This is a genomic window from Kitasatospora sp. NPDC056651 (assembly GCF_042792155.1).
Taxonomy (GTDB): Bacteria; Actinomycetota; Actinomycetes; order Streptomycetales; family Streptomycetaceae; genus Kitasatospora.
On record NZ_JBHTWX010000030.1, the window covers coordinates 1 to 15,977 of the forward strand.

The following is a 15,977-nucleotide window of genomic DNA, read 5'->3' on the forward strand; positions in this document are numbered from 1 at the left end:
CCCCCGGTTCCGGGGGCACTCCGGGGTGGACCTCGGCTCCGGGACCGGTACCGGCCGAGCGGGGTCAGCCGGTGCAGGTCGCCGCGTCGAGCAGCTTCTCGAAGGCCTTCCGGGTGGGCAGCGGGGTCGAGATGCCGTTGCCGTTCATCGAGACGGAGAGCTGACGGCGCAGGTCGGAGCTGCCGTACAGGAAGGTGCTGAAGCCCGGGATGCCGCCCGTGTGGCCCCAGAGCTCACCGCAGTCGGTAGTGGCCCGCTCCAGGCCCAGACCGTACCTGCCCTGGCTCTGCGGGGTGACCGTCATCATCTCGGCGAGCTGCGGCCGCGGCAGCAGCCGTCCGCCGAGCAGGGCGGTGATGAAGGTGTCGAGGTCGGCGGTGGTGGAGATCCCGGCGCCGGACGCGCCCGCCATGCTCGGGTCCAGGTCGGTGACGTCCACGCGGCCGGTGGGCAGGTCGAAGTAGCCGTGCGCGTGCGGGCCGGGAACGGCTGTCTCGTGGTCGGGCATGGAGGTACCGCTCAGGCCCAGCGGGCGGATGATCCGGCGCTCCACCTCCTGCTGCCAGGTGCGGCCGGTGGTCCGCTCGATGATCTGTCCGGCCAGGATGTAGTCGGTGTTGGAGTAGCGGTAGCCCTGGCCCGGCGGGAAGTACACCGGGTGGTTGTTGGCCAGGGCGATCAGCTGCCACGGTGTCCAGCGGGTGTAGCGGCCGGACTCCAGCCATCGTTCGAGGGAGCCGGGCGCCGAGGGGTCGAAGGCCTGGTCCCCGGTGAAGTCGAACAGCCCGCTGGTGTGGTTGAGCAGCTGGCGCAGGGTGATGTTCGCGCCGTTCGGCACCGCGCCCGGCAGCAGCCGCTCCACCGGGTCGTCCAGGCCCAGCCGCCCCTCGGCGACCAGCTGGAGGACGACGGTGGAGACGAAGGACTTGGTCACGCTGCCGATCCGGAACCGGCCGGTGGCCGAGGCGGGGGCGCCGGTCGCGTAGTCGGCGCTACCGGCGGCGCCCTTCCAGAGGGTACGGCCGTACCCGCCGACCCGGGCGAGTGAGGCCGAGGCGCCACCGGAGTCGACGATGGCCTGCACCGCGGCGTCCAGGGCCCCGGGATCGACGCCCTTGCGCGGCCCCCGGCCGGCGGTGTCCTGCACCTGGTCCCGGGCCACGGTCACCGCGACCGGGCCCGCCGCGACCGGCCCCGCGGCACCGAGCGCACCGGCCGCCGGGGCGCTCACCCCCACCAGGCCCGCGCCCGCCAGCACGAGCGCCACCAGGCGCGCGGCCGGGCGGCCGCGCCGGCGCCCCGCGCGCCCACGACCGCCCGGACCCGCTGCGCCCCTGTGTTCCGCCATGTCCGTCCACCTTTCCCTGTCCGCGCCGAGCGATGAATTCAACACTCCTGTGAATTCCGGCAATTGACACACTGACAGGCGACGGCGGACCCGGTCGTCAGCCCACGGTCCACACCGGCTCCGACCCTGGACCTACTTTCGCGCGGTGGACCGCTCCCCCTCAGGGATGGGCCACCCCTGAGGCCGGTCAGGGGTGGCCTGTCCGCGGCCAACCGGGATTGTCCGCCGCTCCCCTGGGCGTTCCGGATTTCTTGTTGATGGACAATCAAAAAAGCCCGCACGGTGGAGTCGCCACCGGATCTCCGGACGGCCCGGCAGCAGCGCGACGGCACGAGCGGGCACGACCCGCTGTCCCCCGCCGAGCGAACGAAGGAGGAAAGACCATGCCCGAAGCGCAGGACGCCGACCGACCGGCAGGGGCGAAGCGTCGCAGCAGCCCGCACCACGGGCGGCGCCGTCGGGTCCTGACCGCCGTCACCCTGCTCACCGCGGTGGTGGGCGCCACCACAGCGGTGGCCTGCGGAGTCCTCCGACCGGCCGGAGGCCCGGACGACCCGGACGACCCGGCCGGCCCGGCACCACTGACCGCACCGGCCACCCCGGGCGACTCCGACCCGCGCGACCTGACCCCCGCCGAGGAGGACCTGCTCCACTCCGCCGAACAGCTCCTGCTACGCGACTGCATGCGGGCCAAGGGCTTCGTCTACCAGCCGGTCGCACGTCAACCGGTACCGGAGGCCAGGGAGTTCCCGTACGTCATCGACGACGTCGAATGGGCCCGCCGGCACGGCTACGGCCGGGACATCGAGCGCAGGCTGGAGGAGGTCCGGACGAACGACCCCAACCAGCGCTATTTCGAAGGCCTCCCCGCCGACCGGAAGGCCCCCGCGATCGCCGCCGCCAACGGCCCGCGGGCCGAGGGACTCACCGCGCGCACCCCGGAGGGGATGCCGGTCACCCGCAGTCCCGAAGGATGCACCTCACAGGGCCAGCGCACGCTGTACCTGGACCTGGCGGCCTGGTTCCAGGCCCGGGTGACGATGGACTCCCTGCCGTCGCTGCGCGGCGAGAAGGTGACCGCCGACCAGGAACTCGTCGGCCCCACCCACGCCTGGGCGGCCTGCATGCGCTCGGCGGGCCACGACTACGCGGACCCGGCCGCGCTGCGCGCGGCGCAGCCGCCCCGGGACCGGACCTGGCCGCGCGAGCAGGAGAGCGCCCTGGCGGTCGCCGAGGCCCAGTGCGCGCAGGACTCCGGCTTCGCCGCGACCGCCCGGCGCCTGGACCGGAAGTACGACGCGGAGCTGCGGCAGCAGTACCGGTCGGACGCCCTGGCGTGGCAGCGCCTGCGGCTCGCGGCACTGCCCCGGGCCCGCTCGGTCGTCGCGGCCGACCCGGGTCACTGACCCGCCCACAAGACCGGTCGGCCACCGTCGATGTTCGGAGGCCGGCCACCACCCGCACCACACCATCAGAGAGGAAACCGTCATGAAGTCCCTGCGGACCCTGCTCGCCGGCGCGGCCGTCGCCGCGGCCCTGGCCGTGACCGCCGCTCCGCACACCGCCCAGGCCGTCGAGGCCGCACCGCACGGAGCGTCCGGCTCGGCCCCCGCCCTGGCGGCGGACGGCAGGCTGCACGCCTACTACAGCACCTGGTACCAGAACGAGTGCCAGTCCTGGTCGACCGACGCCAACTGGGGCGAGTGCAAGAACAACGCGGAATCCCTGTGGAACATGCGCTACCCCGGGAACCTGGACGACGTCTGGGTGTACTACAACAGCAACTTCAGCGGGGCCGGCCGGGGCGTCTACAACGGGGCGGGCCTGCCGGACCTGAGCCAGTGGCAGTTCGGGTCCGGTGGGGCCGGCGCGGGTAAAGCGCTCTGGCACAACATCGCCTCCCACCGGTTCGTCAACCTGCCCTGATCACGGCGGCACCTTCGGCGGTACGGGGCGTGCGTCCGGCCACGGTCGGGTGCACGCCCCTCCGCCCTGGAACCGGGCCTGGCCGCCCGGCAACCAGGAGGGGCCCGGGTCGCCGGGCGATCAGGACGGGACCGGGCCGCGCTCCTCGGACCACTGCCGGACGGACCGCACGATGTCCTGGCCGATCCGCTCCAGCAGCGCGGACGCGTCGTCCATCCGGGCGCCCGCGGGGGTGGCGGGTCCGAGCAGCTCGGCGCCGTGGCGGGTGATCCCGGCGAGCATCGCGTTGCGTTCGGCGCTGGCCAGCAGCGCGCGGTACCAGATGTCGCCGTCGATGACGTAGCGCTCTCGGCGCTGCCGGTCGTCGCGTTCACGGCGGACCAGCGCCTGCCCCTCCAGGTAGCCGATCGCTTTGGAGACGGCGGCCGGGCTGACCCGCAGCCGCCGCACCAGGTCACCGGAGGTGAGACTGCCCTCGTCGGTGACGTAGAGACAGCCGAGCACCCGGGCCGCCATCCGGGGCATGCCGATGTGCACCAACAACTCGGCCAGCCGGTCGGCGAATTCGCCGACGGCGGCCGGGTCCCGGTCGACGCCGCCGGGGGCCGGGGCGGTCGGGCGCGGGGCAGGCACGGTACGGCTGCGGCGCGAGCGCTGGACGGTCGCACGCTGGGCGCGCTCGGCCTGGTAGCCGGACGGGCCGCCGTTGCGGGCGATCTCGCGGGTGACGGTCGAGGTCGGCCGGCCGAGGCCGCGGGCGATCTCGCCGTAGCCGAGCCCCTCGGCCAGGCCGGTGGCGATCCGGCGGCGGTCCTGCTGGGTCAGTCGGCCTCCGGGCATCCGTCCCCGTCTCCTCGTTCTCTCGGGTTCCCCGCGCGGGGTTCCTCGCTCAGGGGTCCTCGCGCGGGCTCCTCGCGCGGGCTCCTCGCGATGTCAGGAGAGTATCCGCCCGATACTCACGTTGTTGCAATGGGTACGCAGGGGTGTTGCATTCACAGGCAGTCCCATTGCAAGGAAATCCGTCAACTGAGCTGTGGTGATGCGAAAGCGGCCGAGGATTTGATGTTGACGACCTCGTGAATTCACGGGAGCGTTCTCTCCGCCGACGGGAAACACCACCGAGGGGGAACACATCATGAGGACCACCACCCGCGCCGCTGTCACCGCCCTGCTCGCCGGGGCCGTGCTCGCGGCCACCGTCGCCACCGCCGCGCCGGTGTTCGCCGACCAGACCGCGGGGCAGGCCGGACAGGCCGGGCAGGCCGGGCAGGCCTGGCAGCGGGAGCGCCACCCGGGTGTGCAGGCCGTGCTCGACCAGGGCGTGACGACCGGTGGGCTCCCCGGCGCCGTCGCCGAGGTGCGGGACGGGCGCCACCGCTGGTTCGGCGGCGCGGGCGTCGCCGACCTCACCACCGGGCGGCCCCGCCAGGAACAGGACCGGTTCCGGATCGGCAGCACCACCAAGACCTTCGTCTCCACCGTCGTGCTCCAGCTCGCCGCCGAGGGCCGGCTGAGCCTGGACGACAGCGTGGAGCACTGGCTGCCCGGCGTCCTCGACGCCCCCGGCTACCAGCCCGACCGGATCACCGTCCGGCAGCTGCTCAACCACACCAGCGGGGTCCCCAACTTCGCCATGGACGACGAGATCGGGAAGGAGTTCTGGCACGAGCCCTTCCTGCAGCACCGCTTCGACGACTTCACCCCCGAGCGGCTCGTCGGCATCGCCCGCGCCCACCGGCCCGACTTCGCCCCCGGCACCGGCTGGACGTACTCCGACACCAACTACGTCCTCGCCGGGATGATCGTCGAACGGGCCTCCGGCAGCGCCCTGGCCCAGCAGATCCGCCGGCGCATCACGACCCCGCTCGGCCTCACCGACACCTACGAGCCCGCCTCCGACGACATCACCATCCACGGGCCCCACGGGCGGGAATACTCCCACCTCGGATACACCGACCCGAACACCGCGGACTACGACGTGACCGAGCTGAGCCCGTCCTGGGGCTGGGCTTCCGGCGACATGATCTCCACCACCCGCGACCTCGACACCTTCTTCGCCGCCCTGCTGGGCGGACGCCTGCTGCCGCCGGCCCAGCAACGGGAGATGTTCACGATGGTCCGGACACCGGCGGACAAGTGGATCAAGGACACCGCCTACGGCCTGGGCGTCAGCTCCGTCGACCTGCCCTGCACCACCGTCTGGGGCATGGGCGGCGCCATCAACGGCTCGTGGACCTACACCTACGGCAGCCGGGACGGCCGCCACCTGCTCTCCACCAACGTCAACGGGGACTGGCTGAACGGCGGCAGCGGGCCGATCGACCTGTTCACCGCCGAGCTGAAGGCGGAGTTCTGCCCGGGCTCCTGATCCATCGGCCGGCTGGAAGACCACCGAAAGCCTTCTCGGGTTCCGGCACGCCCCGACCGCTACTGGTCGACGGTGAAGACCACCGCCAGGCCCTCCGCCGCCGCCATCCGGTAGAACTCCCGCAGGTCGGGGAAGAACGCCTGGGTGTAGTCGAGGTCCTGCTCGCCGCGCTCGCCGTCGTAGTCCTCGAACTCCAGCTCCGCGTACCGCCGCCGCAGCCACGCCCCGTCCAGCGGGGCGAGCGCCTCGGCCACCGCCCGGACCTGTCCCGGGTCCAGGTAGCAGACCACGTAGTCCTCGCCCTCGTGCAGCGGCTGTCCGCCGAGGATCGCGTGCGACAGCGGGACGTGCCCGTTGTCGTCGTGCAGCCGGCCGTCCGTCAGGCACCGGTGCAGCGCGTCCCACGCCTTGTCCAGCTCACACACCCACGGCAGGTCCCAGGCCTCCTCGATCTCCCCCACCACCTCCCGCACCCGCTCGTCTCCCCCGCCCGCCAGCAACCGCGCCGACTGCTCCGGCGTCAACGCGAACAGCACTCCCAGACACGCCATCACGGCACCTCCTCTCCGCCTCACATCCAACCGCACGCCACTGACAACCGCCCTCCGGACGTCGCGTGGGCGGGCCTGGTGGTCGTCGTCGGTCAGTGCGTGGAGGCCGAGGCGTCCCAGGGCGGTGCGGAGTGGCCGGGTGGTGAGGTGGCCGGCGAGGCCTGCCCGAGCAGGCAGGCTCGGGCGTCGTCCAGAGCCGAAGCGGCATGGCGCAGGTGGTGGTTGACCACCGGAAGGAGGGTGCCGCGCAGGCCGTCGGCGGCGTGCAGGGCGCCGGCGGCCAGGTCCAGGAAGTCACCGGCGCGGTGTACCGCCGGGCCCAGGTCACTGGCGCGGTACTCCCCGGCCAAATCCCCGGCCACACGGGAGAGTTCGCCGACACCGGGGTCCTCCACCGGTTCGGCGCCGAAGAACTCCAACCCGTACGCCAGTCCCGCCAACCTGACCGTACGGCGCGCTTCCCACCATGTACTCACACCGCGATCATCCACCACAACACGGCCCGACAGGTCCGAAACGAACCAACTCCCCTACTCCGACGGAAGTCCGGGCCCGCCCGAAGGGGGAAGAGCAGCAGGCCGAACGGTGCGGAAGGGCGGCGGATCCGCGGACGCGGGCGCGGGCGCGGCGCGCCTCGGAGCGGACCACCGCGGCCGGCGCCGGTCGGGGCGTCCGCCGTCCTCAGACCGGGAGCCAGAGCAGGGCCGCGCCCGTGAGCGCCGCCGCCGCGGTGAGGACGAGGACCGCGACCGTGCAGCCCGTGTTCTCCCGCCAGGACTTCCGTGTGGCGTCCAGGTCCGGCGTGAACACGGCGGGATCCTCGGGCGAGTAGTGGACCGTGAGCTCCTGTCCGCGCCCGACGGCGGAGTCGGCGAGCCCCGGCGGGTAGTAGGCGGTGACGTCCACGCCCTGATGGGTGGTGAAGGCGACGACGGGCGTCCGGCTGGTTTGGAGGTCGCCGTCCGCGTCGCGCGAGACGGTCGTCAGGACGGCGACGACCCGGCCCGCCACGGGCTGCACGGCGGTGAGCCCGGCGAGCCGCTCCCGGCCGCGGTCCCGTTCCCCGGGCAGGGCGAACGCGGCGGCGACGGCGACCGGCCCGCCCACCGCGACCAGGGCCCACGGCCAGCCCCAGTGGACCGAGGCGAGGGCCACCAGGCCGGCGTAGACCATGAACAGCGCGCTGTTCGGCAGAGTGAGCCCCCGCCGACCCGCCTGGAGGTCGCCGGTGAACCGGAACGCATGTGCCCGCCCGGGCGGGTAGCGCACCCCGACCTCCCGGCCCACCCAGGCCGCGGTGATCCGGTCACCGCAGTCACCGTCGTTGGTGACGGTGAACTCCTCGCCGGTGGACGGGTCCCGGAAGCCGACGACCACATCTATCCCGTCCGCCGCGGAACCGCCGTCCCGGGGTCGGCGAACCCGTTCGATCCGCCCCGTCGTCCGGACCGTCCGCTGCGCCGTGGTCACTCCGGCCAGCGACCGGCCGTACCCGGCCAGCGCGAGGAAGCCGAACACCCCGCACCACAGCGCCAGGACCCCGTCCCAAACACCCATCTGCCGTCCGCTCCTGTCCGTCGCCCGTGGTCCGTTGCCCATGGTCCGTCGCCCGTGCTCCGTTGCCCGCGCGCCGTCGCCCGTGGTCAGTGCGGCGAGGTGCGCCGCAGTTCCCTGCCGTGGTCGTCCGTCTCCAGCACGGCGGTGCCCTCGGGACCGGTGACGCTGACCGCGATGGTGACGGTCCCGGTGAGCCGGGTGACGGTGACGCCCCAGGTCTGCGGGGTGTGCACGCCGAGGGTCGTCCTGGCCTCCTCGACCAGGGCGGGGAACCGTTCGAAGGGCAGCGCCGTCGCGTCGAACCCGTGGTCCGCCGTGCCGGCGGTGGCGTACGCCACCGTCAGCATCCCCTCCCGCACGTGCAGGACCATCACCGGCCCGGCCTCACCGTCCTTCGTCAACGAGGCGACGGAGCGCCGCAGTTCGTCGCCCTGGAGGAAGGACCTGCCGGGGCCGAGCAGGATGGTGCCGGACCCGTTGGCCACCACCGTGGTCGACCCCGAGGAGGTCGACCAGGAGGTGGGCGACGGCACCGGGCCCTGCGGGCGGGCAGCCTGCGGCCCGAACAGGTCCGCGCGGAACGCGAGGACGACGGCCGCGGCGGCGAGCAGCAGACCGAGGAACCCGAGGAACCCGGCGCCGGCGCCCTTGGGGGGCTCGGTCACGTCGGCGGCGCCGGGCACGGAGTCGATCCGCGCGCCCCGGGCCCGTTCCTCCCACACCGGGGTGGGCCGCTTCACGATCCGCGCCCGCCACGGCCGGCCCGGCGGGTACCGGACGACCAGGACGCCGCCCGGGCGGTAGTCGGGGAGGTCGACGACGTTGATCTCCTGGGTGAACGCGACCCGGAACGCGGGCTGTCCGTCCGGTACGACGGTGAGCTCGAACCGCACCGGCACATCACTCGTCGGAACCTGCGCGGGATCCAGGGCCTCCACCAGCGCCAGTGCCGTCCACGGGGCGTCGGCCCCCTCCCGCTCCCGTCGCCACCGGGCGGCGAGGAGGAGCAGCAGGCCGTAGGCGGGGAGCGCGATCAGAGCGGCGGCGATCAGCGGCCGGTCGGCGACAATGCCGACGACCAGTGCGGCAAGCGATCCTCCCGACACGACGCCCGTCAGGAAACCGCGGGCGAGGGCGACCGGCGGGTTGCGCCTGGGCGGCACACCGGGGGTGATCGTCATACCGGTGATTGTGCCGGGTCGAGGTGGCGGCCGACAGACCGAACGCCGACTTGTCACCGGTGACCCCTTGTCCGTCGCGGCCATGACCGCGCGGGCGGCGGGAACCTCCGCCGGCCTCCCCCGCGCACCGACCGGTCGGCGCTCCTCGCCCCGGCCGCGCCGCCCCGGCCTCGCCCGGGCCTCGGCAATCACGACTCCGGAGCGCCGGCGAAACGCCCACCGCGCCTTCCCTGCACGGGATTTGGTTTCTCGCACGGCCCGCCGCAACCGGCTGGGCAGGGGCTCCGCAGCCCGTTGCGCACCGCGGCGCACCCCTGCCATCCTGAGGAAGGAACCGGCCTTCGGGAGGGCAGAGCACAGCGATGGGCGACCAGCGCGCAGACGACCGACCCGGGCCGCGGCGCCCCTGCCCCGCGGCCCGGGGCCCCGAGGTGGCCCGGCCGTCTCACGGACGTGTCCGGTGAGCGCGATCCTGGACACGGCGGACTTCCCGTCCACCGCCCGCCAGGAGGCGGTCCGGCACGCGATCTGGGAGTCCGTCGTACGGATCGAGATCGACCACCGCCCGCCGCCGCAGGACATCTCGGTCAGGGTCAGGCTCGACACGGCCGGCTGCATCACCGTCTGCTCGGGACGGGCGACCGGCATGACGATCCGGCGCACCCGGCGGCTGGCGAGGGAGGACGGCGAGCCGCACGTCTTCCTGGGCCTCCAGCTGACGGGCACCAGCACGGTGGCGCAGAACGGCCGCCAAGCCGTCCTGAAACGGGGGGAGTTCGCGCTCTACGACACCTCCCTCCCGTACACCCTCGGCTTCGACGCCGGCGTCGACCACCACTTCCTGCGCTTCCCCCGGGCCGCGCTCGCGCTGCCCGAGCGGTCGCTGCGGGAGCTGACAGCCGTCACGTTCGGCGCCGAGAGCCCCGTCTCGGCGCTCGCCTTCGCCTACTTCTCCCAACTGGCCGTCACCGACGGACTCCACCAGGACCGCTACGCCCTGGCCGTGGCGGGGCCCAGCCTCGACCTGCTGCGCGCCGCCGTCGCCTCCCGGCTCGGCGACGCGCCCTGGGCGAGGGAGTCACTGGAGGCGACACTCGGCCTGCGGATCCTGCGGTACATGCGCTCACACCTGCGCGACCACGACCTGTCAGCCGCGCGGATCGCCGCCGAGCACGGCATCTCGGTGCGCCATCTCTACGCCGTGCTCGCCCGCTCGGGAATCACCCCGGGCAGCTGGATCCGCTCGAACCGCCTGGAGGAATGCCGACGGGAACTGGCCGACCCGGGCACGCGGCACCGGACGGTCGCCGCGATCGGACGCGGCTGGGGCTTCGTGGACGCCACCCACTTCAGCAAAGCCTTCAAACGGGCGTACGGCCTCTCCCCACGCGCCTGGCGCGACCTCCACCGCGAGCGGGGGTAGGACGCTGCCCCCGGAGCGGGTGGCGACGGCCACCCGAGAGGGGCGCGGGGGCGGCCACCCGGCGCGAGGAAGGGCGGGAGCGGCCACGGGTGCGTCCGGAGACCGGAACCGCACCACCGGCCCCGGCCGGGGGGGTGCGAGGCGCTGTCGTCGAGGGTGACCCGGCCCGCGTCGACGAGGTCCACGAGCGCTGCCGGCTGCGCAACGTCGTTGCGGGCCGCCATGGTGACGTCGACGTAGACCCGGGCGCCGTCGGGGCCGACGGCGAGCCCGTACGGGGCGGTGCCGGCCCCCGGACCGAGCCCAGGTCGACGGCGGGGCCGGTACGGGACGGGTCGACGAAGGCCCACCTCCACATCACCACGACCGGGGCGTGGATCGAACGTGCCGGTCTCCGGTGTGACACTGCCGACGGGCGACCCGAAATCGCATGCGGTCCCCGCCCGATCGTGCTGGGATCGACCACCATGAGCGATCACCTTCCCGATGAAGCCGACCTGATGGACAGGATGGAAAGGAACCTGGCGGAGCACGCCTGTCACCTGCACCGGAGCATGACCGGTGCGACTGTTCGACAGGACTGTGGGAGACCCGGGACCTCTCACGACTGACACGTCACGACAACAGGTCACGTCGACGGCCCTTCGCCGGGCCGCCGAAACGCCCCACGGGGTTCCTGACCGCTCACAGAGAACGGCTCGTCGAATGAAGAAGGACACCAGCACGCCGGCGGACGGCCCTCTGCTGCAACTCGCCGATGTCACACAGGTGTACGGCGATCGCACCGTGCTCGACCGGGTGTCACTCCGGATCCACCGGGGCGAGTGCGTCTCCCTGGTCGGAGAGAACGGATCCGGCAAGAGCACCCTGCTCCGCATAGCCGTCGGCCGGGAGAGGCCCTCCCGGGGATCGGTGTCCTTCGACGGACACCGCATCCACGAGGATTCCATGGCCGTGCGCAGGGGTGTGGCGTCGGTGATGGATCCGGGCGCCTTCTATCCGGACCTCACGGTGCGGGAACACCTGCGCCTCGTGGCGCTGTCGCACGGCATGGGCGCCGGCGCGGACGCCGCGGTCGACCGGGTTCTGGAAACGCTCCGGCTGACGGCGCAGTCCGAGCAGTTCCCCTCCGCGCTGTCCTCCGGCCAGACGCAGGCGCTGCTCCTGGCCACCGCGTTCATCAGGCCGCACGACCTCCTCGTCCTCGACGAGCCCGAACAGCGGCTCGACGCCCACGCGCGAACCGCCCTCGCCCGGATGATCGCGGACCATCGCGACAGCGGGGTGGCAGTCCTCATGGCGACCCATCACCGGGCGCTGAACGAGGTCGCCGACCAGGTCGTCGACCTCGACTCGCGAGCGGCGCGCCCGGACCTTCCCGGCCCGGCGCGGGGGGAGCGATGAGCAGGTCGGGTGGCGACTTGACGTCCATGACGGGAACGAGGGGAACCAGGGGCACGAGGGGACGACAGCCGGCCGACGTGTCCGGGGACAGCACCGCGGACACGCTGGCGTTCCTGCGTGCAGCCCGAAGGGGATCGCGGGAGAAGCGGCGCACGAGCGCGTGGTTCATCGGCTACACGGTCCTCCTGCTGGGCGGATGCTGGGGCATACCCGCTCTGATCACCTGGTCGCGTTCGACCGGGATGAACCAGCCCTCCGTACGGATCGGGGCGCAGACGTCCGCGACGCTCCTGGCGCTGCTACCGGCGTTGGCGATCCTCGCCCTGCTGCTCACCGCCCGGGGGGCCATGTGGCGGGGACCGGTCCTCCTGGACCGGGCCACCGCGAACCTCCTGCTGCCGTCGGCCGTCGATCGGCGAGCCCTGCTCATGCCCAGGCTGCGGTCCTCGGCGGCTCTGACCGCCGTGGTGAGCGGCCTCGCGGGCATCGTCGCGGGCTTCCTGCTGCAGGACCTCACCCCACGGCCATGGGGGCTGCCGGCCGTGGCCGGCGCGTGGACGGCCGTCTCGGTGGCTCTGACATCGAGCGCGATCGGCGTGCTGGTCGAGCGTCATGACCGGTGGCTGTCCCGGTACGGCCGCAGGGTCTTCTCCGCGGGATGGCTCCTCGCCGCGGTCGCGGCCGTCGGCGTCTGGACGGCGTACACGCAGGGCAGGACGGGCCGGCTGCAAGACCTCCTCCTCTGGTCGGGCCCGTGGGGGTGGGCGTCCCAGCCGCTCCTGTGGGCGCTGGGCGTCATGGGCCCGGCGGGCTCCGTCGGCACGGCGCTCTCGGTGGGCACACCGGTGGTCGCCCTCGCCCTCGCGCGGCGGGAGCTGCCGATGATCCCGCAGTCCGCGCTCCGGCTCCGCGCGACCGTGGCGGCGCGGATCAACGACTCCGTCCTCATGCTCGACCTGCGCCGGGCCCGTTCCGGAGTGCCGCGGCTGGGGGAACGACGGGCCACGCCCCTGCTCCGCCTCCCCACCCCGCGCCACAGGCTGCTGATGGTGCCGTGGCGGGACCTCACCTGTCTGCTACGCGATCCTCGCCGCCTGGGATGGGCAGTGGTCTGGAGCGCGCTCGCGGTGCTGCTGACCGCGGCGGCCCCCACCCTCACCTCGACCGAGCAGCAGGTCGCCATCGTGCTCTCCATGGCCGCCGAGTACCTGGCGGCCGCCCAACTCACCGAGTCCGCACGGCTGGAGAGCGACGACCCGGGTCGCTCGACGAACCTGCCCTGGACGTTCACGTCGCTGGCCGTCCAGCACTCGATCGTGGCAGGGGGCCTCCTGCTCGCGATCACCGGGGGCGGCGCGGCGGTGTGCGCGCTCGTCGGCGGCGAGACGGCGGGCCTCCTGCCGCTCCTGGCGTCCGTGCCGGCACTCGTCGCGGCCGCCCTGGTCAGCTCCTACCGCGGCGTCATGCCCATGCACCTGACGATCGGCGTCAACACCCCCATGGGGAACACCGGGCCCTGGCAGGCGGCGGTCTGGTACCTGCGCGGCCCACTGGCGGCCGTCGCCCTCCTGTTCCCCGTCGCGCTGTCGGCGGCCCGGGGCCACGCGTACGGGCCGGCACAGCTCGCCTGGGCCCTGGCGGTCGCTGCGGCGGGCCTGTGGTGGGTCCGCCACACGGCTCGCCGGCTCCACGGTGCGTAGCGGCACACCCGCGTCGGACGACTGCCACCGGGCGACTCGCCCGGGCGGCAGGACTCAGGCCTGGTCATCCGCCTCGTCCAGGGTGAGCCGCCCCCGGAGCAAGGTGCGCACCCCGCCGCCGACGCTCGCGAGCAGACCTCGACCAGCGTGCCCGCGGACTTTCACCCGCATGCGGGACAAGCCGAGCTCGGCCGTGCCCTGGACGATGTCGAACGCCAGGGACTCCGCGGGCCGCCCCTGGTCCGCAAGCCATCCCGCCACGGCCAGCGCGGCCGATCCGGTGGCCGGGTCCTCCGCGCACACCGGCTCGGGAACGAAGACCCGCGAACGGACTTCAGGCAGTCGCGGGACGAACACCGCCACCCCGAAGACGTCGGCCAGTCCGGGGACCCGCTCGGCGAGCGCCGCGACCTCGAGCGGCAGGGCTCGGGCAGATCGAAGATCGGCGTCACTCACCGGGAGGCAGACGAACCCGAGTCCGGCCGATGCCGATCGCACCGGCCCCACGGCCGCATCCGAAGCGAGCCCGACTGCTTCGCACACGAGGTCCGGCACGACGGGCGGACCGACCTGGCAGGGCCGTTCCTCCAGAACCGCGCTGTCCGCTCCCGGTCCCACCCGCGCGCGGACGATCCCGCCGCGCGTGCGCATCGCCACCCAGCCAGGGGCGGCCAGACCCCGCCGCACCGCCACGGCGGCCGCTCCCACCAGCGGATGACCCGCGAAGCCCAGCTCCACATAGGGAGTGAAGATCCGCACCTCCACCTCCCCGCCCTGACCGCCGCGCAGGAAGACGGTCTCCGGCATGGCCAGGCGGGCGGCAAGACGCTGCATCAGCGCATCGTCACACCCGCCATCACACATGACCACGCCGAGCGGCCCCCCGGTCAGGGGCCCGCTTCCGAACACCTCGACCAGCTCAAACTCCATGCCCACCCTCACCAGATCCGTTCCAAGCCTCGGCGACGTGGCTCGTCATGTGCGGTTTCCTTCCGAACAACTCGGTTGTCATCGGCCGGGCCCTTGCCCGTGCCTGTCTTGGCCCTCGTCGGCGCCGGCGGACATGCCGATCACCGGGCCGGCGGGGTCAGTTCGCGCAGGACGGCCGAGGCGAGTGCCGCGTCCACGGCGCCGACGCCCGTGAGGTCCGCGACCGTGATCGCCCCGTCCGGCCGGTCGACGGGCCCTTCGAGCAGAAGACCGACGGGTGTGTCGCCGGTCTCGGCGGTGGAGCCGGCGCGCACCGCGTGGCCGAAGTCGCCGTGGTCCAGACACTGCTGGTGGTCGTCCGTCGCGATCAGTGCCGCGCGGGCGAACAGCGCCGCCGGCAGTTCGTTCTTGTGCGGCATGTCCGTGCCGATGCCGGTGACGTGTGCGCCGGCGCGGACGTGACGGGCTTGCAGGACCGGGACCGTGGCGGGCGTGGTCGTGATGACCATGTCGGCTGCGGCCGCTTCGTACGCCGAGGCGGGCCGGGCGTGATGGCCGAGCGCGGTGAGCGTCTCGCACAGCGCCCGGGCCCTGTCCTTGCTGCGGCCGTGGACGAGCACCGTGTCGATCCGGCGGAGCCTGGCCAGCCACTCGACCTGGAGGCGGGCCTGTTCTCCGGTGCCGAAGACAGCCACGGTGGCCGCGCCGGGTCGGGCCAGGGCATGGGTGACCAGGGCGCCCGCAGCCGCGGTGCGCCAGGCGGTGAGCAGGCCCCGGTCGTCGAGGATCGCACGGATCTGGCCGGTGCTCGTGCTGATGACACAGACCAGGCCGTGGTTGGTGGGCAGCCCGGCAGCGCTGTTGCGGTAGAAGCCGGCGGCGATCTTGACCGTGAATTCGGGCGTGCCGGTGACCCAGCCGGCCTTGACGTGGCAGTCACCGTCGGCGTCGGGGAACCGCAGGTGCAGCGGTGTCGGTACGGCGGTGCGACCGTGGGCGTGGGCGATCAGCGCGTCGCGGACGGCGGTGAAGACCACGTCCGGAGTGACGGCACGCTCGATCTCGACGGCACCGAGGACGGGCGGGGTCATCGGCCCTCCCGCTGCCACGGGGCGACGGCGGACAGAGCGCCGGCCGGGCCACGAAAGACCGCGTTGACCGGTGACAGGCGCCGGCCGGCCGCGAGCAGCTTCTCGTGGGGACCGAACAGATCCTGCGCCGGCCGATCGAGCTCGTCCGGCTCGCCCGGGAACGACTGGTCACCCGGGCCGCGCGAAGTCATCGGACTCCGGATCGCCGAGATCCGGTCGGTGCCCGGGCCGTGCGGCACCACCTCGGCGTACGGACCGGGCAGCAGCGCGACAGCCTGACCCGCCGGCGCCCACGTTCGCGCCCGCGGATCCGTGCCTTCATCGACGAATCCCATGATCTGGACTATATATCCAATCTGGACTAAGCATCCAAGTCGGAGCCTCAACCGCTCCTCGGCCGCCGCCGCGCGCTGGGCCTCGGTGGGCGACGGGGCCGACAGCCCGGCGCGTGCCGACGCACAGACCCGACCCGCCCCGGGACGACGGTGGCTGCCCGTC

15 protein-coding genes are annotated in these 15,977 nt (G+C 73.4%); 6 read left to right on the forward strand and 9 right to left on the reverse strand.

Features of this window, described 5'->3' with window-relative positions:
- Positions 1-64: 64 nt before the first annotated feature.
- A complete protein-coding gene (locus ACFRAR_RS14490; protein ID WP_380698339.1) occupies positions 65-1,348 on the reverse strand; it encodes a serine hydrolase domain-containing protein in 1,284 nt (427 codons plus the stop codon).
- 383 nt (positions 1,349-1,731) lie between these two features.
- On the opposite strand from ACFRAR_RS14490, the gene ACFRAR_RS14495 reads away from it, so the two are divergent.
- Positions 1,732-2,754, forward strand: a complete 1,023-nt coding sequence (locus tag ACFRAR_RS14495; protein ID WP_380698341.1) for a hypothetical protein — start codon at positions 1,732-1,734, stop codon at positions 2,752-2,754.
- Between the two features lie 82 nt (positions 2,755-2,836).
- Positions 2,837-3,274: a hypothetical protein gene (locus ACFRAR_RS14500; RefSeq protein WP_380698343.1), complete on the forward strand. Its 438-nt coding sequence runs from the start codon at positions 2,837-2,839 to the stop codon at positions 3,272-3,274.
- Positions 3,275-3,394: 120 nt separating this feature from the next.
- Here ACFRAR_RS14500 and ACFRAR_RS14505 read toward each other — a convergent pair whose 3' ends face one another.
- Positions 3,395-4,114 (reverse strand): MarR family transcriptional regulator, encoded by a 720-nt coding sequence (locus tag ACFRAR_RS14505; RefSeq protein ID WP_380698344.1) that lies wholly within the window; start codon positions 4,112-4,114, stop codon positions 3,395-3,397.
- Between the two features lie 295 nt (positions 4,115-4,409).
- Between ACFRAR_RS14505 and ACFRAR_RS14510 the strand changes: the two genes are divergently transcribed.
- Complete coding sequence (locus tag ACFRAR_RS14510; RefSeq protein WP_380698346.1) at positions 4,410-5,642, forward strand: serine hydrolase domain-containing protein; 1,233 nt, start codon at positions 4,410-4,412, stop codon at positions 5,640-5,642.
- 59 nt (positions 5,643-5,701) lie between these two features.
- Here the strand turns inward: ACFRAR_RS14510 and ACFRAR_RS14515 are convergent, their stop codons facing one another.
- The 4 genes from ACFRAR_RS14515 to ACFRAR_RS14530 form a co-directional block, all read right to left on the reverse strand.
- The gene (locus tag ACFRAR_RS14515; RefSeq protein ID WP_380698348.1) at positions 5,702-6,193 is read right to left on the reverse strand and encodes a YfbM family protein; all 492 of its coding nucleotides are present in this window, start codon (positions 6,191-6,193) and stop codon (positions 5,702-5,704) included.
- Positions 6,194-6,285: 92 nt separating this feature from the next.
- Positions 6,286-6,669: a hypothetical protein gene (locus tag ACFRAR_RS14520; RefSeq protein WP_380698350.1), complete on the reverse strand. Its 384-nt coding sequence runs from the start codon at positions 6,667-6,669 to the stop codon at positions 6,286-6,288.
- 205 nt (positions 6,670-6,874) lie between these two features.
- On the reverse strand, positions 6,875-7,750 hold the full coding sequence (locus tag ACFRAR_RS14525; protein ID WP_380698352.1) for a DUF3592 domain-containing protein: 876 nt from the start codon (positions 7,748-7,750) through the stop codon (positions 6,875-6,877).
- Between the two features lie 86 nt (positions 7,751-7,836).
- Complete coding sequence (locus tag ACFRAR_RS14530; RefSeq protein WP_380698354.1) at positions 7,837-8,931, reverse strand: DUF3592 domain-containing protein; 1,095 nt, start codon at positions 8,929-8,931, stop codon at positions 7,837-7,839.
- 460 nt (positions 8,932-9,391) lie between these two features.
- Here ACFRAR_RS14530 and ACFRAR_RS14535 point away from each other — a divergent pair, with 460 nt between their 5' ends.
- From ACFRAR_RS14535 to ACFRAR_RS14545, 3 genes are all read left to right on the forward strand, one after another.
- On the forward strand, positions 9,392-10,354 hold the full coding sequence (locus ACFRAR_RS14535) for a helix-turn-helix domain-containing protein (protein WP_380698356.1): 963 nt from the start codon (positions 9,392-9,394) through the stop codon (positions 10,352-10,354).
- A 705-nt stretch (positions 10,355-11,059) separates the two neighbouring features.
- Positions 11,060-11,758: an ATP-binding cassette domain-containing protein gene (locus tag ACFRAR_RS14540; RefSeq protein WP_380698358.1), complete on the forward strand. Its 699-nt coding sequence runs from the start codon at positions 11,060-11,062 to the stop codon at positions 11,756-11,758.
- 242 nt (positions 11,759-12,000) lie between these two features.
- Positions 12,001-13,458, forward strand: coding sequence for a hypothetical protein (locus ACFRAR_RS14545; protein WP_380698360.1), 1,458 nt, complete (start codon positions 12,001-12,003; stop codon positions 13,456-13,458).
- Positions 13,459-13,512: 54 nt separating this feature from the next.
- Here the strand turns inward: ACFRAR_RS14545 and ACFRAR_RS14550 are convergent, their stop codons facing one another.
- The 3 genes from ACFRAR_RS14550 to ACFRAR_RS14560 form a co-directional block, all read right to left on the reverse strand.
- The gene (locus ACFRAR_RS14550) at positions 13,513-14,388 is read right to left on the reverse strand and encodes a PhzF family phenazine biosynthesis protein (RefSeq protein WP_380698362.1); all 876 of its coding nucleotides are present in this window, start codon (positions 14,386-14,388) and stop codon (positions 13,513-13,515) included.
- Between the two features lie 140 nt (positions 14,389-14,528).
- The gene (locus ACFRAR_RS14555) at positions 14,529-15,479 is read right to left on the reverse strand and encodes an ornithine cyclodeaminase family protein (RefSeq protein WP_380698364.1); all 951 of its coding nucleotides are present in this window, start codon (positions 15,477-15,479) and stop codon (positions 14,529-14,531) included.
- Positions 15,476-15,814 (reverse strand): hypothetical protein, encoded by a 339-nt coding sequence (locus tag ACFRAR_RS14560; RefSeq protein WP_380698365.1) that lies wholly within the window; start codon positions 15,812-15,814, stop codon positions 15,476-15,478. The genes ACFRAR_RS14555 and ACFRAR_RS14560 overlap by 4 nt, the downstream gene beginning before the upstream one ends.
- Positions 15,815-15,977 lie beyond the last annotated feature (163 nt).